At 66.3% G+C, this 20,168-nt stretch carries 19 protein-coding genes; 14 read left to right on the forward strand and 5 right to left on the reverse strand.

All coding sequences use genetic code 11. The annotated features are described in order from the left end of the window. Nucleotides 1-245: 245 nt before the first annotated feature. Nucleotides 246-1,466 carry an ABC transporter substrate-binding protein gene (locus ACOJTD_RS11895; protein ID WP_420133120.1) on the reverse strand — a complete coding sequence of 407 codons (1,221 nt, stop codon included), beginning with the start codon at nt 1,464-1,466 and terminating at the stop codon, nt 246-248. 149 nt (nt 1,467-1,615) lie between these two features. Next, nucleotides 1,616-1,978, reverse strand: coding sequence for a DUF1304 domain-containing protein (locus ACOJTD_RS11900; RefSeq protein ID WP_420133121.1), 363 nt, complete (start codon nt 1,976-1,978; stop codon nt 1,616-1,618). Nucleotides 1,979-2,061: 83 nt separating this feature from the next. Here ACOJTD_RS11900 and ACOJTD_RS11905 point away from each other — a divergent pair, with 83 nt between their 5' ends. The 3 genes from ACOJTD_RS11905 (at nt 2,062) to ACOJTD_RS11915 (ending at nt 7,193) form a co-directional block, all read left to right on the forward strand. Beyond that, complete coding sequence (locus ACOJTD_RS11905; protein WP_420133122.1) at nt 2,062-2,490, forward strand: DUF1330 domain-containing protein; 429 nt, start codon at nt 2,062-2,064, stop codon at nt 2,488-2,490. 158 nt (nt 2,491-2,648) lie between these two features. Next, entirely contained in the window at nt 2,649-5,372 is a 2,724-nt protein-coding gene (locus ACOJTD_RS11910; protein WP_420133123.1) for an ATP-binding protein, read from the forward strand. Between the two features lie 204 nt (nt 5,373-5,576). Continuing rightward, a complete protein-coding gene (locus ACOJTD_RS11915; RefSeq protein ID WP_420133124.1) occupies nt 5,577-7,193 on the forward strand; it encodes a GAF domain-containing protein in 1,617 nt (538 codons plus the stop codon). A gap of 166 nt (nt 7,194-7,359) precedes the next feature. On the opposite strand, the gene ACOJTD_RS11920 is transcribed toward ACOJTD_RS11915, so the two are convergent. Next, nucleotides 7,360-10,158 carry a [protein-PII] uridylyltransferase gene (locus ACOJTD_RS11920; RefSeq protein WP_420133125.1) on the reverse strand — a complete coding sequence of 933 codons (2,799 nt, stop codon included), beginning with the start codon at nt 10,156-10,158 and terminating at the stop codon, nt 7,360-7,362. A gap of 241 nt (nt 10,159-10,399) precedes the next feature. On the opposite strand from ACOJTD_RS11920, the gene ACOJTD_RS11925 reads away from it, so the two are divergent. From ACOJTD_RS11925 to mutT, 6 genes are all read left to right on the forward strand, one after another. Beyond that, nucleotides 10,400-11,374, forward strand: a complete 975-nt coding sequence (locus ACOJTD_RS11925; RefSeq protein WP_420133126.1) for an aliphatic sulfonate ABC transporter substrate-binding protein — start codon at nt 10,400-10,402, stop codon at nt 11,372-11,374. A 99-nt stretch (nt 11,375-11,473) separates the two neighbouring features. Continuing rightward, complete coding sequence (locus tag ACOJTD_RS11930; RefSeq protein WP_420133127.1) at nt 11,474-12,331, forward strand: ABC transporter permease; 858 nt, start codon at nt 11,474-11,476, stop codon at nt 12,329-12,331. Further along, on the forward strand, nt 12,331-13,116 hold the full coding sequence (locus tag ACOJTD_RS11935; RefSeq protein WP_420133128.1) for an ABC transporter ATP-binding protein: 786 nt from the start codon (nt 12,331-12,333) through the stop codon (nt 13,114-13,116). The genes ACOJTD_RS11930 and ACOJTD_RS11935 overlap by 1 nt, the downstream gene beginning before the upstream one ends. Before the next feature lie 70 nt (nt 13,117-13,186). Further along, nucleotides 13,187-13,696 carry an OsmC family protein gene (locus tag ACOJTD_RS11940; protein ID WP_420133129.1) on the forward strand — a complete coding sequence of 170 codons (510 nt, stop codon included), beginning with the start codon at nt 13,187-13,189 and terminating at the stop codon, nt 13,694-13,696. Between the two features lie 258 nt (nt 13,697-13,954). Continuing rightward, nucleotides 13,955-15,196, forward strand: coding sequence for a bifunctional glutamate N-acetyltransferase/amino-acid acetyltransferase ArgJ (argJ, locus tag ACOJTD_RS11945; RefSeq protein WP_420133130.1), 1,242 nt, complete (start codon nt 13,955-13,957; stop codon nt 15,194-15,196). A gap of 193 nt (nt 15,197-15,389) precedes the next feature. After that, nucleotides 15,390-15,791 (forward strand): 8-oxo-dGTP diphosphatase MutT, encoded by a 402-nt coding sequence (gene mutT / locus ACOJTD_RS11950; RefSeq protein ID WP_420133131.1) that lies wholly within the window; start codon nt 15,390-15,392, stop codon nt 15,789-15,791. 150 nt (nt 15,792-15,941) lie between these two features. Here mutT and ACOJTD_RS11955 read toward each other — a convergent pair whose 3' ends face one another. Both ACOJTD_RS11955 and ACOJTD_RS11960 read right to left on the reverse strand, forming a co-directional pair. Next, complete coding sequence (locus ACOJTD_RS11955) at nt 15,942-16,775, reverse strand: methyltransferase domain-containing protein (RefSeq protein ID WP_420133132.1); 834 nt, start codon at nt 16,773-16,775, stop codon at nt 15,942-15,944. Nucleotides 16,776-16,818: 43 nt separating this feature from the next. Next, entirely contained in the window at nt 16,819-17,121 is a 303-nt protein-coding gene (locus tag ACOJTD_RS11960) for a hypothetical protein (protein WP_420133133.1), read from the reverse strand. 111 nt (nt 17,122-17,232) lie between these two features. On the opposite strand from ACOJTD_RS11960, the gene ACOJTD_RS11965 reads away from it, so the two are divergent. From ACOJTD_RS11965 to ACOJTD_RS11985, 5 genes are all read left to right on the forward strand, one after another. Then, complete coding sequence (locus tag ACOJTD_RS11965; RefSeq protein ID WP_420133134.1) at nt 17,233-18,051, forward strand: ComF family protein; 819 nt, start codon at nt 17,233-17,235, stop codon at nt 18,049-18,051. Nucleotides 18,052-18,101: 50 nt separating this feature from the next. Then, nucleotides 18,102-18,377 carry a glutaredoxin 3 gene (grxC, locus tag ACOJTD_RS11970; RefSeq protein WP_420133135.1) on the forward strand — a complete coding sequence of 92 codons (276 nt, stop codon included), beginning with the start codon at nt 18,102-18,104 and terminating at the stop codon, nt 18,375-18,377. Then, complete coding sequence (locus ACOJTD_RS11975; RefSeq protein ID WP_420133136.1) at nt 18,374-19,252, forward strand: carbon-nitrogen hydrolase family protein; 879 nt, start codon at nt 18,374-18,376, stop codon at nt 19,250-19,252. The genes grxC and ACOJTD_RS11975 overlap by 4 nt, the downstream gene beginning before the upstream one ends. Beyond that, on the forward strand, nt 19,249-19,743 hold the full coding sequence (locus ACOJTD_RS11980) for a DUF1178 family protein (RefSeq protein ID WP_420133137.1): 495 nt from the start codon (nt 19,249-19,251) through the stop codon (nt 19,741-19,743). Before ACOJTD_RS11975 ends, ACOJTD_RS11980 begins: the two co-directional genes overlap by 4 nt. A gap of 178 nt (nt 19,744-19,921) precedes the next feature. Beyond that, nucleotides 19,922-20,168: EamA family transporter (locus ACOJTD_RS11985; RefSeq protein ID WP_420133138.1), on the forward strand; the 247-nt coding region annotated here is incomplete at its 3' end.

Here is a 20,168-nt window from a genome sequence, read left to right on the forward strand (position 1 = left end):
CGCTCCCGAACTCGCTCGCATGCTGTGGCCATCGCCACGGCCGGCATTCGACGACGATTCGAGAGTGGTGTCTGTCGCGTTTTGAACGACGCGGGTTCGCCGCAAGTCGTACACGCCGCCAAACGGACGACTGAGTTACCGATTAGTTGTCCGACGGCGCCGCTGTCCTGTGCAAACTACTTGGGTTTGATCGTGTCGGAGGTGTTCCGGCGCGCCGCGTGCAACAGCGCGCCGGAGAAGCCGCCTTACATCGCGGCGTCGTCCTCGATGATCGGGCCGAACAGTTCCCAGCGCTCGCCGTTGAACTTCATCATCCGCAGCTGTTTGTTGACGCGGAAATCGGTCGGCGAGGTATTCACCGACATGCCCGGCAGCGACAGGTCGCCGACGACGTTCTTCAGGTTGGCGGCCTGCTTCATGACGTTCTCGCGGGTGAGATTGTCGCCGCATTGCTTGAGGATCGTGATCAGCAGCTCCGCAGTGCTGTAGCCGTAGCTGTTGACGGTGTTGAGCTTGTCACCCTCCGGATAGTACTTGTCCATGAAAGCGAAATACTTCTTCACGCCTTCGTCGTTGGCCCATTGCGGATCGGCAGGGTCCTTGCCGTAATTCACGCTGATGATGCCCTTGGAGATGTCGAGGCCGGCCGGCTTCAGCGTCGCCGACACCGGGCTGGCATTGATGTCGAGGATATGGACCGGATTCCAGCCGAGGTCGGCGACTTTCTTGATCGCCTGCGCGGCGAAGCGCGGCGTCGAGGCGTCGTACAGCAGCGTGGCGCCGGCTGCTTTCAACTTGACGATCTGCGAATCGACGGTCGGGTCGGTGAGTTCGTAGGACGCTTCGGCGACGATCATCTTGTCGGCCTTGTCGCCGAGCGCTGCGCGCAGGCCGGTGACATAGTCGCGGCCGAGATCGTCGTTCTGGAACAGGATGCCGATCTTGGCGTCCGGATGGTTCTGCAGAATGTAGCGGCCGTAGATGCGGCCTTCGGTCTGGTAGTTGGGGTTGAAGCCCATCGTCCAGGGGAAATTCTTCGGATCGGTGAACCGCGTCGCGCCAGTGGCCGCAAGCAGTTGCGGCACCTTCTTGGCGTTGAGATATTTCTGCACGGCGGCGTTGGACGGCGTGCCGATGATCTGGAAGGTGAGCAGCACTTCGTCGCTTTCGACCAGCTTGCGGACCTGCTCGACGGCCTTGGGCGGCGAATACGCGTCGTCGTACTGGATCAGGTTGATCTTGCGGCCGTTGATGCCGCCCTGATCGTTGATCATCCGCATATAGGCGGCCTGGGTCTTGCCGATGCCGGCGTAGGCAGACGCCGGCCCGGAGAACGGCACCGTCTGGCCGATCTTGATTTCAGTGTCGGTGGCTCCCGGATCGTATTTCTTCTGCGCCGCAGCAGGTGCGGCGGTCAGCACAGCGGTCGCAAGAGCCGCTACGGCGGCCCGATACAGGCTTTTCATCGCTGGTCTACTCCCTATGGCCTTATGACCGGCGGCGTTTTGTCTGCCGCCGTTATCAGGGAGTGTGGATCAGCACCTGGAGTCTGGCAATGGCGACACGAGGATCGGTTTCAATTTGCCGCGCTGTGCAGCGCAGCAAGCCGGACCGACTACGCGAGCCACACCGCGATCAGCGCCAGCGCCGCAGGTGCGGCCTGTACATAGAGAATCCGGCGGCTGACCGTCCAAGCGCCGTACAGACCGGCGACGATCACGCAGCCGAGGAAGAAGGTGGCGAGCTGCAGCGCGACCGCGGGATTCGGATGCAGCAGCGACCAGATCAGGCCAGCCGCGAGGAAGCCGTTATAGAGCCCCTGATTGGCCGCCAGCACCGCGGAGGCGGCTGCCTTGTCGGGCGTATTGCGGAAGACCTTCATGCCGAGCGGCTTGGTCCAGAGAAACATCTCCAGCACGAGAAAGAACACGTGCAGCGCCGCGACCAGCGCGGTGAGACAGGCGGCGAGGATGTTCAAGACAGTTCTCCAGGAGCAGACATCGGCAGGCGCGGCGTGATAGTAGCACAGCCAAGACGATTCAGAACAACAGGGAGAGAGCAATGACCGGGCATATCGATCCGACCAAGGAGGTGTTCGCGCAATTCCGCGACAAGGATCGCCCGGGGCCGATCCATATGCTCAACCTGGTGCGCCTGAAGGCCCGCGCGTCCTATCCGGATGGCCGCGAGGCGACCGGCGCGGAAGCCTATGCGGCTTACGGCCGCGAGTCGTTGCCGGTGTTCTCGCGCCTCGGCGGAAAGGTGGTCTGGCAGGGCGGGTTCGAACTGATGCTGATCGGGCCGCAGAGCGAGCATTGGGATCACATGTTCATCGCCGAGTATCCGAGCGTGGCGGCCTTCGTCGAGATGATCCGCGATCCGGTGTACCGCGAAGCGGTGAAGCATCGCCAAGCGGCAGTCGAGGACTCCCGGCTGATCAGGACGAAGCCGTTGCCGACCGGCGAGGGGTTCGGCCAGATCCCGGAGTAACTGACGATTCGCGCCACGCGATCGAACCCGGCGTGGAGGCAAGCTTCGGAGCGTGCCGCTCTAGACCATCGGCTACGCTGCGCGCGGTGGCGGGCTGGGCCGGCGTCATGTAGTTTGCCGTGGTAGCTGGTTCGTAATCGGGGCTGGAGTTCGGGCGGATGCGCTTGTCGGTGCGGCTGACGCTGGCGATGACGGCGCTGGTGTTGAGCACCGTGGCGGCGCTCGGTCTGCTCGCCTACTACAACATCGGACAGGCGATCGTGCCGTCCGGCATTCAGCGCCTGGCCGACCAGACCAAGGCACGGATCGGCGGCATCGATGCGCTGTTGAACACGGTGCGCAACGAAGTCCTGGCGGCGCAGAGTTTTCCGTCGCACCGGCGGATCGTGCGGGCCCACGCCAACGGTGGGATCGATCCGCAGGACGGTACGCCGGAGGCGTCGCTGCGGCACCATCTCGCCCAGATCTATGCGGGCCAGATGGCGGCGAAGCCTGGTATTCTGCGCTACCGGTTCGTCGGCGTCGCCGACGGCGGGCGCGAACTGGTTCGCGTTGACCGTGCCTCCGACCGTTCGCCGCGCATCGTGCCCACGGAGGAACTGCAGCAACTCGGCCCCGAGGGTTTCTTCCAGCGCGGCATTGCGCTCCGTGAGCGGGACGTCGACCTGACTTGGTCCCGGCCCGAAGCGGGAACAGATCTGGCGCCGGTTGTCACGTTCTCAACGCCGATCCGCACCGCGCAGGGCGAACCGTTCGGCCTGATCGTGATCGACATCGACATGCGGCCGACATTCGAGCGAATTCGCGCGGCCTTGAGCGAGGACAACAAGTCCTACATCGTCGAGGCCGCAGGTCCCTATCTGGTCAATCTGCGCGAAGGCCGGATCGTGCCGACCAGCGCGGCAGGCCGCTGGCAGGATGACTTTCCGGCCCTCGCGGCGGCGCTCGGCGACAAGAACGGCGCCGCGGCCTTGCTCACTGCGCCGGACGGCCAGCGCGTTGCCGCCGTGGTCGGGTTCGTTCAACTGCCCGGCGGGATGCGCGCCGGCGTGATCGAAACAGTCGCGCTCGATACGATCATGGCCCCCGCGAAGGCGCTGCAGAGCGCCAGCCTGATCGTCGCAACGGTCGCGGCGACGGTCGCGATTCTGGTGTCGGTGCTGCTGTCGCGTTCGCTCGCCCGGCCGGTGGTGGAGATCGCCCGTGCGGTCTCTGGCTACACGCAGACCGGGCGGCTGGTACTGCCAACCGGGCTCAGCGGCGAGTCCCAGGTGCTCGCCTCGGCGTTCGGCCAGATGGTCGACCAGGTCGAGGAGGCGAGTGCGGCTCTGCGCGCTAAATCGGAAGTGCTCGACAAGACCATCGCCAGCATGGCCGACGCGGTGCTGGTGATCGATGCCGATGGCGGGCGGGTGTTCGCCAATCCGCCCGCCAACGCGATCTTCGGCCATTTCTCCGATATCGGATCGGAGAAATGGAAGCGGGAATATCGCCGCTTCCAGCCCGACGGGGTGACGCTGATGCCGGAGACGGAATGTCCGGCGCGGCGCGCCGCGCAGGGCGAAAATTTCGACAACGTCGAGATCGGCATTCGTCGTGAGGGGGGCCGGCTGCTGCAACTGGCCGCCAGCGCGCGCACCATGCAGAAGGCCGACGGCAGTTTCGGCGGCGCGGTGATCGTGTATCGCAACGTCACCGCGCTGAAGGAAGCCGAGCGGCAGTTGCGCCAGGCGCAGAAGATGCAGGCGATCGGCCAGCTCACCGGCGGCGTCGCTCACGACCTCAACAACATCCTCACGGTGCTGACCGGCGGCATCGAGATTCTCACCGAGGGCGTCAGCGACCGGCCGGCGCTCAAGGACGTCGCCCTGATGGTCGACCAGGCGGTGGCGCGCGCCAGCGACCTGACCAACGGGCTGCTGTCGTTCGCCCGCAAGCAGCCGCTGCAGCCACGCAGCATCGACGTGAACGGGCTGATGGAAGAAACCGCGCGGCTGCTGCGCTCGACGTTCGGCGGCCACATCGAAGTGGACTTCCGCCCTGCGCCCGAGCTGCGATCCGCGCTGGCCGACCCCTCGCAGTTGTCCAGCGCGCTGCTCAATCTCGCGATCAATGCCCGGGACGCGATGCCCGGCGGCGGACGGCTGCTGCTGGAAACCGCCGATGTCGACCTCGATCAGGTCTATGCCGAGCAGCATGACGAAGTCACGCCCGGACGCTACGTGGTGATCGTCGTCACCGACACCGGCACGGGCATTCCGGCAGCGATCCGCGATCGGGTGTTCGAGCCGTTCTTCACCACCAAGGCGGTCGGCGAGGGCACCGGGCTCGGACTCAGCATGGTGTACGGCTTCGTCAAACAGTCCGGTGGCCACATCGAGATTCACAGCCAGGAGGGCGCAGGCACGGCGATCAGGCTGTATCTGCCTTGTGCGCCCCAGACGGGTGGCGAACGCATTGCGGCGGCCCCGCAGGCTCGGGGCGGGCACGAGACGATCCTGGTGGTCGAGGACGACGTTCTGGTGCGCAGCTACGTGATGACGGACCTCGCCGCGCTCGGCTACACCGCGCATGCCGCGGCCAGCGCCGTGCAGGCGATGGCGATGGTCTACGACGAAGTCGAGTTCGATCTCCTGTTCACCGATCTCATGCTGGGCGGCTGCATCAACGGCGCACAGCTCGCCGAGGAACTGCGCAAGTATCGGCCCAACCTGAAGGTGCTGTTCACCTCCGGCTACGGCGACAACGTTCTGAAGCAGCAAAGCGCCGAAGTGCAGGGAGCATTGCTGCTGGAGAAACCCTATCGCCGCGCCGATCTCGCCCGCATGTTGCGGCTCGCGCTCGACGGTCCGGCCGAGCCGCCATCTCAGCGGCCCGTTTAGCGTCGAACGATGCTACCGGATGGCGAAGTTTGATGACGCCATTAAGGTTCCGGATCGTTATGACGCGTTTGATGCATAGCAGGCCGCGCCGCGATGGCGCGCGGTGGCTTTGCCTCGGCCCGCGCCTCGTGGTAACGGCCTTGCTGGGCTGCGGATCGGGTCGGGCAGCCGCAGAGACCGAGCCGCAGCGTGCCTGGAGTTCCGTTGGATCCCCCTGACTATACGCATGATCGCGACAGGCTGGCGGCGCTTGCGAGCTTTGCCATCCTCGATACGCCCCCCGAGCAGGGTTTCGACGATATCGTCGAGCTGGCCACGCTGATCTGCGAAACGCCGGTCGCGCTGGTGAGCCTGGTGTCGCACGACCGGCAGTGGTTCAAGGCACGGATCGGCTTCGCCGAGTGTCAGACCGACCTGAGCAGTTCGGTGTGCGCGCATGCGCTGATCGAGCCCGATCTGCTGGTAGTGCCCGATCTCACCACCGATGAGCGCACCCGGCATAATCCGCTCGTGACGGGCGAGCCGTTCATCCGCTTCTATGCCGGCGCGCCGCTGCGAACCGCAGATGGGCACGTGCTCGGCAGCCTGTGCGCGATCGACGTCAAGCCGCGGCCGGAGGGGCTTTCGCCCGCGCAGGAGCGTGCGTTGCGCATTCTCGGCCGGCAGGTCGTGGCGCAGCTCGAACTCCGCCGCGCCGTGGCGCAACGCGATGGCCTGCTGATCGAACAGAAAGAAGCCGAGATCCGTCGCAACGGTCTGCTGGAAATCGGCGACCGGCTGCGCGACGCCACCAGCGTTGCCGAGATCACCCGCGCGGCGACGGCGGTGATCGGCCAAACGCTCGGAGTCGGACGCGCCGCGTTCGGCCGGTTCGACGAGGCCGCCGAGTACGTCGATATCGAGCCGGACTGGACCGCGCCGGGCGTGCAGTCGGCGGCCGGGCGTCACCGGATCGCCGAGTACGGCGATAAACTGCTGGACGGCGTGCTGAGCGGCGAGACGCTGGTGATTCCCGACGTGACCGTCGATCCGGCCACCGCGGGCTATATCGAGCCGCTGCGCCGCCTCAGCATCCGCTCGCTGGTCAATGTGCCGGTGATCGATCACGGTCGCACCGTGGCGATGCTGATCGTCCATGCCGGCGAGCCGCGCAACTGGCCGCCGGAGACGCTGACCTATCTGCGCAACATTGCGGACCGCATCGAGATGGGCGTCGCGCGGTTGCGCGCCGAGGCGCAGCAGCGCCTGCTCAATCACGAACTCAGCCACCGCATGAAGAACACCATGGCGCTGGTGCAGGCGGTCGCATCGCAGACGCTCAAGAACGTCCCCGACAAGGGGCCGGTGCAGGCCTTCTCGGACAGGCTGCTCGCTCTGAGCATGGCGCACGACGTGCTGCTGCAGCAGGACTGGCAGTCGGCGCAGGTCCGCAGCATCGTCGAGACGGCGATCTGTATCTTCGACGATGTCGGGCGGTTCGACGTGGCGGGAGACAAGGTCACGCTGGGGTCGCGCTCGGCGCTGTCGCTCGCGCTGCTGTTGCACGAGCTGACCACCAACGCGGTGAAGTACGGCGCCCTGTCGAACGACGGCGGCCGCGTCGAGATCAGCTGGGCGATCGAGCGAGACGGCGGCGACGACATGTTTCGGCTGCGCTGGCGGGAGTCCGGCGGCCCCGCCGTCCCCACGCCGACGCGCCAGGGGTTCGGATCGCGGCTGCTGAAGATGGGCCTGACCGGCACCGGCGACGCGCGCCTGCACTATCATTCGTCCGGCGTCGAAGCCGACTTCGCCGCCAGCCTCGCAGAGCTTCGAAGCTGACCGGACAGCGCGCTGTCGGCGCTCCCTCTGCGGCGTGCTCGCGGCTGCGGCGATACTGAATGCCGCAACGATCACGGCGGCACCCTTGAACGAATACGGCCGCAGCCCGGGGAAGCGCAGCGCCCCCGGCCACCCAGCCGGCGCCGGCGAGCGTCACTGCGACGCCTCACGCCGCCGGCTTCTGCTCCGCGTCGCTGTTGGCGAGAAGATGCACCAGAGCCCGCTTGATCGCGGCCTGCCGGGTCGGCGCGGTGATCTGGGCGCCGAGCAGGTCGGTAACGTAGAACACGTCGCGGGCGCGCTCGCCGAAGGTGGCGACGTGGGCCGAGGCGATGTTGAGGTTGAGTTTCGAGATCGCCGTGGTGAGCTGGTACAGCAGGCCCGGGCGGTCGAGCCCCGACACTTCGATCACCGTATAGCGGTCCGACCAGTTGTTGTTGATCGACACTTCCGGCTCGACCACGAAGGCACGCAGCTTGGTCTTGCCGCTGATGGCGCGGCGGGCGACCGCCTCGGGCAGCCGCAGCTTGCCTTCGAGCACTTCCTCGATCATCTCGCCGATCCGGGTGGCGCGGCGGCCCTCGTCCTCGTCGCGGTCATATTCGCGGCTGATCGAGATTGTGTCGAGCGCGCGGCCGTGGGGGGTGGTGTAGATCGGCGCGTCGACGATGTGGGCGCCGGCCGAGGCGCAAGCGCCGGCAATGATCGACAGCAGCCAGGGATGGTCGACCGCGAAGATCGTCAGTTCGGTGACGCCGCGGGCTTCATCGAATCCGACATTGATCGCCAGCTTGTGGCCGGCCTGTTCGGAGGCGCGCAGGAAGCGAGCATGGCGGATTTTCCGCGCCAGCTCGACCTTGAGCCAGTAGGCCGGGTAGTGCCGCGCCACATAGGCGTTGAGGTCGTCGTCCGGCCACTCGGTGAAAGCAGCGCGGAATTCGGCCTGCGCGCTGCGGATACGCTCGGCGCGATTGACCTCGGAGAAACCGCCGGTCAGCACCGGCTCGGTCTCGTAATAAAGCGTGCGGATCAGCTGCGCCTTCCAGCCGTTCCAGACGCCGGGACCCACGCCGCGAATGTCGGCGGTGGTGAGGATCGTCAGCAGCTTCATCTGCTCGACCGACTCGACCACGGCGGCGAAATTCTCGATGGTCTTGCGGTCCGACAGATCGCGCGACTGCGCCACCGTCGACATCACCAGATGCTTGTCGATCAGCCAGGCGATCAGTTCGGTGTCGGCGGCATTGAAGCCGAGTCGCGGACACAACCGCCGCGCCACTTTGGCGCCGGCGACGGAGTGATCTTCCGGCTGCCCCTTGGCAATGTCGTGCAGCAGCACCGCGACGTAGAGCGCCGCGCGATGGTCGGGACGGATCTTGCGGATCAGTTCGGACGACAACGCGAACTCGTCGTTGCCGCCGCGTTCGATGTCCTGCAGGTTGCCGACACAGCGCAGCAGGTGCTCGTCCACCGTGTAGCTGTGGTACATGTTGAACTGCATCATCGAGACGATGCGGCCGAAGGCGCGAATGAAGCGGCCGAGCACGCCGGTCTCGTTCATCCGCCGCAGCACCTGCTCGGAATTGTCCGAGGTCAGGATCTCGACGAACAGCCGGTTGGCTTCAGGATTATCGCGGAGCTGCGCGTTGATCAGCGCCAGCGAGCGCGTCACCGTGCGCATCGCGTCCGGGTGGAATGCGAGGCTATTCTTCTGCGCCAGGCGGAAGATCCGGATCAGATTGACCGGGTCGTGCTTGAAGACGTCCGGCGTGGCGCAATTGATGCGGTTGTTGTCGATGACGAAGTCGTCCGACTCCGGCACGCGGCGGCGGGTGGTGCCGGGGCGCAGTCGCGCCATCATTCGGGTCAGCGCAGGCGCCGGCTTGGCCTGCTGATCCTCCAGCTTGGCGCACAGGATGGCGGTGAGGTTGCCGACTTCCTTGGCGATCAGGAAGTAGTGCTTCATGAAGCGCTCGACGTCCTGCATGCCGGGGTGCGACGTGTAGCCGAGTCGCACGCCCATCTCGCGCTGCAGATCGAACGACAGCCGCTCCTCGGCGCGCCGGGTCAGGAAGTGCAGATTGCAGCGCACCGACCAGAGGAAATCCTCGCAGCGTCGGAAAGTGCGGAATTCGACCGGGTCGAACACGCCGCGCGCCAGCAGTTCGCTGGTCTCGCGCACGCGGTAGACGTACTTCGCAATCCAGAACAGCGTGTGCAGGTCGCGCAGGCCGCCTTTGCCGTCCTTGACGTTGGGCTCGACCAGATAGCGCGACTGGCCGGAGCGGCGATGCCGCTCCTCGCGTTCGGCGAGCTTGGCGGTGACGAACTCGGCGGCGGTGCCTTCGACCACTTCCTTGTCGAAACGGGCGACGAGGTCGTCGTACAGCGCCTGGTCGCCGGCCAGAAACCGCGTCTCGAGGATCGCGGTGCGGATCGTCATGTCGGCGCGCGCCTGGCGGATGCACTCGTCGACCGAGCGCGTGGCGTGGCCGACCTTCAGCCCGATGTCCCACAGCGAATACAGCACCACTTCGGCGACCTGCTCGCCCCAGGCGGTCTGCTTGTAGGGCAGGATAAACAGCAGATCGATGTCGGACTCCGGCGCCATCAGGCCGCGGCCATAGCCGCCGGTCGCCACCACCGACATCCGCTCCGAACTCGACGGCGTCGGGGAATTGTACAGATACTTCGTCGCCGCCATGAACAGCAGGCGGATGATCTCGTCCTGAACGTAGCACAGCCGCTCGGCGCAGCGCCGGCCGTGGCGGTCGCGCAGCAACTGCGCCTCGGCCTCGGCGCGCGCAGTCGCCAGTTCGGCCTTCATCAGTTGCGCCAGCGCGGTGCGGAACGCCGGATCGTTGCCGGCATGCTGCTCGGCCAGTCCGGCGATCGCGGCGGAGATCCGCGGGGTGTCGAACCGCTCGTCGGCGGCCGGCTTCGAAGGTGTCGCAACTTTGTCCATGAGAACCCCGGATATCGGACGGCGCGGACGCTGTCACGGAGCAAGTTCGGCGGATGGCAACGTCATGCTGAATTTTACCGCTTACGGGTAAAGCCGTTCCTACCTGGGCGCCGAATCGAGAACTTCATTCTTGTTGACGATACATTCTAACTAACTGAAAAGATATGTGAAATCAGGCGGCCGGCAAGGCCGCGCCGGTCACGCTGCGGCGCACGTGAAGTTTACCAGGGAGAGGGACTCGATGCCCAAGATCACACGGCGCGCGATGTCGGCGCTGATTGCAGCCGCGGCGCTGCTGCCGGCGGCAGCGCTGGCCGCCGACAAGCCGAAGGAAATCCGGATCGACTGGGCGACCTACAATCCGGTCTCGATCGTGCTCAAGCAGCAGGGCCTGCTCGAGAAGGAGTTTGCCAAGGACGGTATCAACATCGTCTGGGTGCAGTCGGCGGGCTCGAACAAGGCGCTCGAATTCCTCAATGCCGGCTCGATCGATTTCGGCTCGACCGCCGGTTCGGCGGCCCTGGTGGCGAAGATCAATGGCAATCCGATCAAGGCGATCTACGTCTATTCACGGCCGGAATGGACCGCCCTGGTCACCACCAAGGACTCCAAGATCGCGTCGGTTGCGGATCTCAAGGGCAAGCGCGTCGCGGTGACGCGCGGCACCGACCCGCACATCTTCCGGGTCCGCGCGCTGCTCGACGCCGGCTTGAAGCAGAGCGATATCACGCCGGTGCTGCTGCAGCACGCCGACGGCAAGACCGCGCTGCTGCGCGGAGATGTCGACGCCTGGGCCGGGCTCGATCCGATGATGGCGCAGGCCGAAGTCGAAGAGGGCGCGAGGCTGTTCTACCGCAAGCCCGAGGCTAATACCTGGGGCATCCTCAATGTCCGCGAGCAATTCCTGAAGGATCACCCCGATCTCGTCCGCCGCGTGCTGGCGGTCTACGAGGACGCGCGCAAGTACTCGGTCGCGAACTACGACGAGGTCAAGAAGGCCTTCATCGGCGTCACCAAACTGCCGGAGGCGGTGGTCGACAAGCAGCTGAAGGAACGCACCGACCTCACCTCCAGCCGGATCGGCGCCCCGCAGCGCGACTCGATCCTCGCCGCCGGCCTCGCCCTGCAGCAGGCCGGCGTGATCGCGTCGTCGGTCGACGTCAAGGCGACGCTCGACAGCCTGATCGACGATCAGGTGCCGTTGCCGACGAACTAACGGTTTGGACCAGCAGCGCCGAGCGGCAGGCCTTCACCCTCCCCCTCCAAGGGAGGGTAAGTCGCGCCTTGCAATTGCATCTGAGAACCCCTTCTCATTATGGCTATGACGCTTGAAACCCCGGCCCTGCAGCGCCCTGATGCGATGCAGCCTGCTGCCGCAACGCCGCCGCGCCGCGCCGCGCGCTGGCGCGGCCCGGTGCTTGGGCTGTTGTTGCCGCTGACCGTGGCGCTCGGCTGGGAGGCGGCCGTATGGCTCGGCTGGTCGAACGGCCGGCTGGTGCCGCCGCCCTCCAAGGTGATCGCCACCATTGTCGAGCTGGGGCAGACCGGCGAACTCACCCGGCACATCGTCGCCACCGTCAGCCGCGTCGCCGCCGGCTTCGGTCTCGGGGTGCTGGCAGGCACTTTGCTGGGCGCCGTCTCGGGCTACTGGGGGCTGGCGCGACAACTGCTCGATCCCACCGTGCAGGCGCTGCGGGCGATTCCCTCGATCGCCTGGGTGCCACTGTTCATCCTGTGGCTGGGCATCTTTGAGACCTCGAAAGTTGCGTTGATCGCCGTCGGCGTGTTCTTCCCGGTGTATCTCGGGGTGATGGGGGCGATCCGCTCGGTGGATCGCAAGATCGTCGAGGTCGGGCGGACGTTTCGTCTGTCCGGGCCGGCGATGATCCGTCGCATCTTATTGCCGGCGGTGCTGCCGGCTTATGTGGTGGCGCTGCGCGTCGGGCTCGGGCTGGGCTGGATGTTCGTGGTGGCGGCCGAGTTCATGGGCGCGTCCGAGGGCCTCGGCTTCCTGCTGATCGACGGTCAGCAGCTCGGCAAGCCGGCGCAGATCGTCGCCGCCATCGTGATCTTCGCGCTGCTCGGCAAGACCACCGACTGGCTGATCGAAATCGCCACCGCGCCGCTATTGCGCTGGCAGGATTCGTTCGGGCCGCGCGAGGGAGACGCCTGATGCTGGTGCTGGACGGCGTCGACAAGATCTATCCGAACGGCGTCCATGCGCTGGCGCATTTTTCCGCGCAAATCCGGCTGGGCGAGATCATCGCCATCATCGGCGGTTCGGGCTGCGGCAAGTCCACGCTGCTGCGCGCGATTGCCGGGCTCGACCGCGTCAGCTCCGGTAGCATCACGCTGGACGGCGAGGCGATCACCGCGCCGCATCCGAAGATCGGCATCATCTTCCAGGAGCCGCGGCTGCTGCCCTGGCTCAGCGTCGCGGACAATATCGGCTTCGGCCTCGAGGGCCTGAAGCGGCCGCAGCGGGTGGCGCGCGTGGCGGGAGCGCTGTCCCGCGTCGGCCTTGCCGACAAGGCGAGAGTGTGGCCGCGCGAATTGTCCGGCGGACAGGCGCAGCGCGTCGCCATCGCGCGGGCTCTGGTGCCGCAGCCGGAAGTGTTGCTGCTCGACGAGCCGTTCTCGGCGCTCGACGCCTTTACCCGCCGCGACCTGCAGGACCATCTGCTGGATCTCTGGGCCGATACGCGCCCGACGCTGATCCTGGTCACGCACGACGTCGAGGAGGCGGTGGTGCTGGCCGATCGGGTGCTGGTGATGCAGCCGCGCCCCGGGCGGCTGTTCGAGGAGATTGCCGTCGATCTGCCGCGACCGCGCGACCGCAACGCGGTGCAGTTCGAGACCTTGCGGCACCGCATCTACACTGCGCTCGACCGGTCGCTCGATCGCGGTCCGCCCGACCGCGCTGCGAAAGTGAACGTCGGCGACGCGATGTGGTGGTGACAGCGCCGCCAGTCTGTTTCTAAATACCAGCCAGAAAATTCAGCCAGACCGAACCCGAGGGAGAGACACGATGGATGCGGCCACGCTGCGCGCGACCCAGGCGCCCTATAAGGAGCGCTATAAGACCGATCCGGCCGCCGCGCTGATCACCCTGAAGGCCAAGGGCTCCGTCGATCAGGACGGCATCGCCTGCAAGGTCGAGACCGGCCGGGCGCTGGCCAGCGCCGGCCTTCATCCGGCGACCGGCGGCTCCGGGCTCGAACTGTGCTCGGGCGACATGCTGCTCGAGGCGCTGGTCGCATGTGCCGGCGTCACGCTGAAATCGGTCGCGACCGCGATCGAGGTGCCGCTGACGCGCGGCGACGTGATTGCCGAAGGCGATCTCGACTTCCGCGGCACCCTCGGCATCGACAAGGAAACCCCGGTCGGCTTCCGCGAAATCCGCCTGCGTTTCGAGGTCGGCACCGACGCGCCGCAGGACAAGCTCGACCTGCTGCTCAAGCTGACCGAGCGCTATTGCGTGGTGTACCAGACCATCAAGAACGGTCCGAAGGTCTCGGTCGCGCTGCAGCGGGTGTGAGAAACTCGCTTTCAGGCACGTAACCCTCCCCACGTCGTCCCCGCGCAGGCGAGGACCCATACGCCGCAGCCTCGCGATGAGAGCAGTGCGGCAGAGACCTTCATTCGAGAAGCCAGGGGTTATGGGTCCCCGCCTGCGCGGGGACGACTCGCCGTGGACGCAGCGGCCCGATTTTTTCTTCTCAATGCCATGCGCTTGTGAGACAGGGGTGGGGCTCCGCGCCGCGGGGCTCCGTCTGAACCTGCCGAAAGCGCTCCGATGTCCAGCTCCGTTTCGCCGCTCGCGCCCACCAACGTCCCCACGCTGCCGGAGCTCGCCGGCGTTCGCCTCGGCACCGCCGCGGCGGGCATTCGCTACAAGGGCCGCACCGACGTGCTGCTGGTGGCGCTCGATCCGGGCACCGCGGTGGCGGGCGTGTTCACCAAGTCGAAGTGCCCGTCGGCGCCGGTCGAGTGGTGCCGCGACAAGCTGAAGGGCGGCACCGCGCGCGTGCTGGTGGTCAATTCCGGCAACGCCAACGCCTTCACCGGCAAGAACGGCCGGCAATCGACCGCGCTGACTGCGTCGATCGCCGCCAAGGCGATCGGCTGCAAGACCGACGAAGTGTTCCTCGCCTCGACCGGCGTGATCGGCGAGCCGCTCGATGCCACCAAATTCGACGGTGTGCTCGGCAAGCTTGCCGAGAGCGCCGAGCCGGGCCACTGGATGGACGCCGCCAAGGCGATCATGACCACCGACACCTTCCCTAAGGTGGCGACCAAGACGGTGAAGATCGGCACCACCAAGGTCACCATCAATGGCATGGCCAAGGGCGCCGGCATGATTGCGCCCGACATGGCGACGATGCTGTCCTTCATCTTCACCGACGCGCCGCTGTCGGTGTCGTGCCTGCAGGCGCTGCTGAAGGCCGGCGTCGCCGATACGTTCAATGCCGTTACCATCGACGGCGACACCTCGACCTCGGACACGCTGCTGGCGTTCGCCACCGGGGCCGCGGCGAAGAATGGCGCGCCCAAAATTTCGCGCGCCTCCGACCCGCGGCTGAAAGCCTTCGTCAAGGCGTTCAACGCGGTGCTGGCCGATCTCGCCGAGCAGGTGGCGCGGGACGGCGAGGGCGCCCGCAAGCTGGTCGAGATCGTGGTCGAAGGTGCGAAGACGCCGGCCTCGGCGCGCAAGATCGCGATGTCGATCGCCAACTCGCCGCTGGTAAAAACCGCGATCGCCGGCGAGGACGCCAATTGGGGCCGCGTAGTGATGGCGGTCGGCAAGGCCGGCGAGCCGGCCGATCGCGACAAGCTGTCGATCTCGTTCAACGGCATCCGCGTGGCAAAAGCCGGCGCGCGCGATCCGTCCTACGACGAGAAGGAAGTCTCGGCCGCGATGAAGAAACCGGAGATCCAGATCAAGGTCGCGTTGGGTCTCGGCAAGGGGCGTGATCGCGTGCTGACGTGCGATCTGACCAAGGAATACGTCGCGATCAACGGCGATTACCGGTCGTGAATGCAGTTAAGACCACGAATGTGAAGGGCTCAGCGCTTCCCCACTCACTCCCGTCATCGCCCGCGCAGGCGTGCGACCCAGTACGCCGTGCTCCCAGTCACTTAGCCGCGGCGCTCTGGAATACTGGGTGCCCCGCTTTCGCGGGGCATGACGCTGCGATTGGGGGAATTGCGGTGCGCCGAAGGAACGCCGCATGAACCTCCTCCTCGTCGTCGCCGTCGCGCTGATCGATGCTGACAACCGCGTGCTGATCGCGCAGCGGCCGAAGCACAAGCAGCTTGGCGGGCTGTGGGAGTTTCCCGGCGGCAAGCTCGATCCGGGCGAGCGGCCGGAGGCGGCGTTGATCCGCGAACTCGACGAGGAACTCGGCATCACCGTGAAAGAAGCCTGTCTGGCGCCGCTGACATTCGCCAGCCACGCCTATGAGGATTTCCATCTGCTGATGCCGCTGTATGTGTGCCGGCGCTGGGAAGGCCAGGTGATGCCGCGCGAGGGGCAAGAGCTCGCCTGGGTGCGTGCCAACAAGCTGCGCGACTATCCGATGCCGCCGGCGGACCTGCCGCTGATCCCGCCGCTGATCGAATTGCTGCTGTAAAGCGCATGGCGCTGGCAACAAATATCAGAGTCATGCGCGGGCTTGACCCGCGCATCCATCATTCTTCGCGAGAAGATGGATTGCCGGGTCAAGCCCGGCAATGACAACCAGGATTAGTGACGTGCCGCTCCTTTGTCCGGGACACGGGAGTTACTTCGGCATCAGTCCCTTCACCGCTTGTTCCAGACTCGCTTTCGCCGAGCCCGGCTTCAGCGGCTGCTGCTGGCTTTCGTGGGGGGACCAGCCGGACAGCCAGATGATCTCGAAGGTGGTGCGGATGCGGCCGTCGGGGTCGCTGAAGCGCTCGGCGTAGATCTGCGCCATGCGGGTTAGCGTCGCGCGGCGCAGCGGGGTTTTGCGGCGTTCGATCAGCACGTTGGTGGCGCCCATCCGGCGCAGGTCCTGCATCAGCGCAAAGGCGTGATCGTAGCGCACCACGACGCGGTCGACGTCGGTCACCGGCAGCGCGAAGCCGGCGCGCTGCAGCAGTGCGCCCAGGTCGCGCAAATCGGCGGCCGGCGCGACACGCGGCGACACGCCGCCTTCGATTTCGGCCTCGGCAGCCGCGAACGCTTCACGCAACTCCATCAGCGTATCGCCGCCGGTCAGCGCCGCCAGCAGCAATCCGTCGGGTTTTAGCGCGCGGCGGATCTGCGCCAGCACGCCGGGCAGATCATTGGCGAATTGCAGCGCCAGTGCCGACACCACGAGATCGAGCGAGCCGGGCGCGAGCCCGAGCGCTTCGTCGCCGGTGATGTCGAGGTCGACATGCTGGATCGACGGAAACCGCCCCGGCGACAGCGCCGCGCCGGGTGTCCAGACGTCGGCGATTTGCTTGAAGTCGCGCAGCACGGCGTGCAGACGGTCGTCCATTTCCTCGATGACGCGATCGAGCAAAAAGCTCTCCGGCCCAGAGGCGCGGGCGCGGGCCTGACGCCCAGCAAGCAGGCGGCGGTCGAACAGGATCGGAGCGGCGTCGGTCATGGCTGGCAATTGGGGATCAGCGGTGCTGTCGGCAATGGCGCCCTCAGTTCAGCTTGGCGGCGGCCGAGTGCCCCTGCTGCGAGGCCTCGAACATTTTCAGCACCGCGTCGAGCGCGTTGCGCAGATGTAGCGCACCAGCCTGGCTGCAACGCAGCCGTGCCGTGGTAATGAACTTCACCTCGACGCTGCCGTCCGGCTGCGGGTTCAACGTGCGCGCGGCGAGTTCGATCTCCACATTGTTGGCCATCACGCCGTGGGCCGGCGCGATGTCGAAATAGAGGTGGGGCGCATCGATCCTGTCGACGTAATTAATCGTGTCGGTGGTCTTGTCGTCTGGATTGGACATGCGCGCTCTCCGGGTGTCGCAGCGTAAGGCCCCCTTGTGCGCCATTCGGCGGCCCGACACTACCCGGTTCTTATCCTTGACGGCGCAGGACGCGGCGCTAGCCTTCTCGTCATGCAGACGGAAGCGACCTTGGCTTCGGACGGCGAAACGGAGGGCGGTGGCCTGGTTCAGGCGCTCGCGGCCGTGGGCCGGGCATGGTCGCGCGCGACGAGGCTGGCGCTCGACATCGCGCTACCGACGTTGTGCGTGGCCTGCCGCGAACCGGTGGCGGGCGAGGGACTCTGCCCGCAATGCTGGTCGCAGCTCTCTTTCATCGCGCCGCCTTACTGCGAGAAACTCGGTATCCCGTTCGTCTACGATCCGGGCCCCGGCATCCTGTCGATGCAGGCGATTGCGGATCCGCCGGCCTACAGCCGCGCCCGCGCCGCTGTGCGCTACGACGACATCGCCAAGACGCTGGTGCACGCCCTGAAATTTCATGACCGCACCGATCTGGCGCCGACCATGGGGCGATGGATGGCGCATGCGGGCGAGCCGCTGCTGCGTGACGCCGATCTGCTGGTTCCGGTGCCGCTGCATTGGCGTCGCAGCTTTTCGCGGCGCTACAACCAGTCCGGGGCGCTGGCGCGGGTAATCGGCAAGCAGACGGGCGTGCCGGTGGCGATCGAGGCGCTGCGGCGGGTGCGGCCGACCGCGCATCAGATCGGGCTGTCGCGTTCGGAGCGCGCCGCCAATGTGCAGGGCGCTTTCAAGGTCCCGCCGGACCGCAAGGCCGAGGTCCAGGGGCGCCGGGTGGTGCTGGTCGACGACGTGCTGACCTCGGGCGCTACAGTCGATGCCTGCGCCCGGGCGCTGCTGCGTGCCAAGGCCCGGTCGGTCGATGTCTTGGTCTTCGCCCGGGTTGTGGAGATGCGGAAATCTCCCATATAATCCGTGCCTTGCTTTGAACGTCCGCCCTCACCGACGACCATGGAGCTGCGATGCCCGCTGCGATCGAGATTTTCACGCGCCCCGGCTGCGGCTATTGCAGCGCCGCCAAGTCGTTGCTGAACCGCAAGAAGGCGGCGTTCACCGAGTATGACGTCTCCGTCGATCCGACGTATCGCCAGCAGATGGACCAGCGCACCCATCCCGGCTCGACCTATCCGCAGATCTTCATCGGCGGCACCCATGTGGGCGGCTGCGACGACCTCTATGCGCTCGACCGCGAAGGCAAGCTCGACGCGATGCTGGCCGGCGAGACGGCCGCGTCATGAGCGAAGCCACGCCGTTCAATGCCGCGCTGGTGCAGATGCGCACCGGCCTCGAGCCCGGGCCGAGCCTTGAGCAGGGCACGAAGCTGATCCGCGAGGCGGTGGCGGCCGGCGCCGACTACGTGCTCACCCCCGAGGTGAGCAACATGATGCAGCTCAACCGCGAGAAGCTGTTCGAGAATCTCGCAGACGAAGACAGCGACGCCTCGCTGAAGGCGTATCGCGCGCTGGCGCGTGAGATGAACATTCATCTGCATATCGGTTCGCTGGCGCTGCTCGGCTCGCCGGATCGCGCCGTCAACCGCTCGTTCCTGATTGCGCCGGACGGCAGCATCCTGGCGAGCTACGACAAGATCCACATGTTCGACATCGATCTCGGCAATGGCGAGAGCTATCGCGAGTCGGCGAACTATCAGCCGGGCGAGACCGCGGTGATCTCCGATCTGCCGTGGGGCCGGATCGGGCTGACGATCTGCTACGACGTCCGCTTCCCGGCGCTGTACCGTGCGCTGGCCGAAGCCGGCGCGTCGTTCATCTCGGTGCCGGCGGCGTTCACCAAGCCGACCGGCGAAGCGCATTGGCACGTGTTGCTGCGCGCCCGCGCAATCGAGAACGGCTGTTTCGTGTTCGCCGCCGCGCAAGGCGGCCTGCATGAGAACAAGCGCGAGACCTACGGCCATTCGCTGATCATCGATCCGTGGGGCAAGGTGCTGGCCGAAGGCGGCATCGATCCCGGCTTCATCATGGCGAGGATCGATCCGGCCGAGGTGGCCAAGGCGCGCGGCAAGATCCCGTCGCTGCAGCACGGCCGCCGCTTCACGCTGGCCGATCCCAAGGCCGGCCCGGACTATCTGCATCTGGTCCGGAGCCAGCCATGATCCGCTACAGTCTGCGCTGCGACAGCGGGCATGAGTTCGAGAGCTGGTTTCAGAGCTCGTCGGCCTATGACTCGCAGGTCCGGCGCAAGCTGGTGAACTGCCCGGCCTGCGACTCCACCAAGGTCGAAAAGGCCATCATGGCGCCCCGCATTGTCGGCAAAAAGGGTCGCGGCCGTGCGCCGGAGCCGGTTGAGGCGAGCGCGCCGGCTGCCGCGCCTGAGGTTGCCGCGAGTGGCGAGGCATCGCCGACGCCGCTGCTGCTGGCGCAGGAGCGCGAGCTGCGTGCCAAGCTCAAGGAGCTGCGCGACCACATCGTCAAGACCGCCGACAATGTCGGCGACAGCTTCCCCGAGGAAGCCCGCAAGATGCACTACGGCGACATCGAGCACCGCCCGATCTACGGCGAAGCCTCGCCGACCGAAGCCAAGGCGCTGATCGAAGAAGGCATCGAGGTGGCGCCGCTGCCGGTGCTGCCGGACGACCGGAATTGACGCTGGAGCCGCCAGGTATCAAATCTCACGTTCGTCATTCCGGGGCGCCGCGCAGCGGCGAGCCCGGAATCCATACTCACTGTTAGTGGTTATGGATTCCGGGCCTGCGCGCCAAGGCGCGCATCCCGGAATGACGAACGAGAGGTTTGGTTCGGATAATTCGGCGGAAGGCTCTCTCATGAATCCCGATACGTTTCTCTCCTGGCAATTCTGGGCCCTGCTCTCCGCCGTATTCGCCGCGCTCACCGCGATCTTCGCCAAGGTCGGTGTCGCCGACATCAACTCCGATCTCGCCACCTTCATCCGCACCATCGTCATTCTTCGGGCTGCCGGGCTGATGGTGTACATCACCGGCAACTGGCAAAGCCCGGCGACGATTACGCCACGGACCTGGCTGTTCCTCGTCCTTTCCGGCCTTGCGACCG

Origin of the sequence: Rhodopseudomonas sp. (assembly GCF_048594845.1) — a bacterium.
GTDB lineage: Bacteria > Pseudomonadota > Alphaproteobacteria > Rhizobiales > Xanthobacteraceae > Rhodopseudomonas.

Excerpts from the sequence above, each read along its gene's own strand:
- ACOJTD_RS11895 (WP_420133120.1), bottom strand. The coding sequence starts at position 1,466 with ATGAAAAGCCTGTATCGGGCCGCCGTAGCGGCTCTTGCGACCGCTGTG.
- ACOJTD_RS11905 (WP_420133122.1), top strand. The coding sequence starts at position 2,062 with ATGACCGGGCATATCGATCCGACCAAGGAGGTGTTCGCGCAATTCCGC.
- ACOJTD_RS11910 (WP_420133123.1), top strand. The coding sequence starts at position 2,649 with ATGCGCTTGTCGGTGCGGCTGACGCTGGCGATGACGGCGCTGGTGTTG.
- ACOJTD_RS11920 (WP_420133125.1), bottom strand. The coding sequence starts at position 10,158 with ATGGACAAAGTTGCGACACCTTCGAAGCCGGCCGCCGACGAGCGGTTC.
- ACOJTD_RS11925 (WP_420133126.1), top strand. The coding sequence starts at position 10,400 with ATGCCCAAGATCACACGGCGCGCGATGTCGGCGCTGATTGCAGCCGCG.
- ACOJTD_RS11930 (WP_420133127.1), top strand. The coding sequence starts at position 11,474 with ATGGCTATGACGCTTGAAACCCCGGCCCTGCAGCGCCCTGATGCGATG.
- ACOJTD_RS11935 (WP_420133128.1), top strand. The coding sequence starts at position 12,331 with ATGCTGGTGCTGGACGGCGTCGACAAGATCTATCCGAACGGCGTCCAT.
- ACOJTD_RS11940 (WP_420133129.1), top strand. The coding sequence starts at position 13,187 with ATGGATGCGGCCACGCTGCGCGCGACCCAGGCGCCCTATAAGGAGCGC.
- argJ (WP_420133130.1), top strand. The coding sequence starts at position 13,955 with ATGTCCAGCTCCGTTTCGCCGCTCGCGCCCACCAACGTCCCCACGCTG.
- mutT (WP_420133131.1), top strand. The coding sequence starts at position 15,390 with ATGAACCTCCTCCTCGTCGTCGCCGTCGCGCTGATCGATGCTGACAAC.
- ACOJTD_RS11955 (WP_420133132.1), bottom strand. The coding sequence starts at position 16,775 with ATGACCGACGCCGCTCCGATCCTGTTCGACCGCCGCCTGCTTGCTGGG.
- ACOJTD_RS11960 (WP_420133133.1), bottom strand. The coding sequence starts at position 17,121 with ATGTCCAATCCAGACGACAAGACCACCGACACGATTAATTACGTCGAC.
- ACOJTD_RS11965 (WP_420133134.1), top strand. The coding sequence starts at position 17,233 with ATGCAGACGGAAGCGACCTTGGCTTCGGACGGCGAAACGGAGGGCGGT.
- grxC (WP_420133135.1), top strand. The coding sequence starts at position 18,102 with ATGCCCGCTGCGATCGAGATTTTCACGCGCCCCGGCTGCGGCTATTGC.
- ACOJTD_RS11975 (WP_420133136.1), top strand. The coding sequence starts at position 18,374 with ATGAGCGAAGCCACGCCGTTCAATGCCGCGCTGGTGCAGATGCGCACC.
- ACOJTD_RS11980 (WP_420133137.1), top strand. The coding sequence starts at position 19,249 with ATGATCCGCTACAGTCTGCGCTGCGACAGCGGGCATGAGTTCGAGAGC.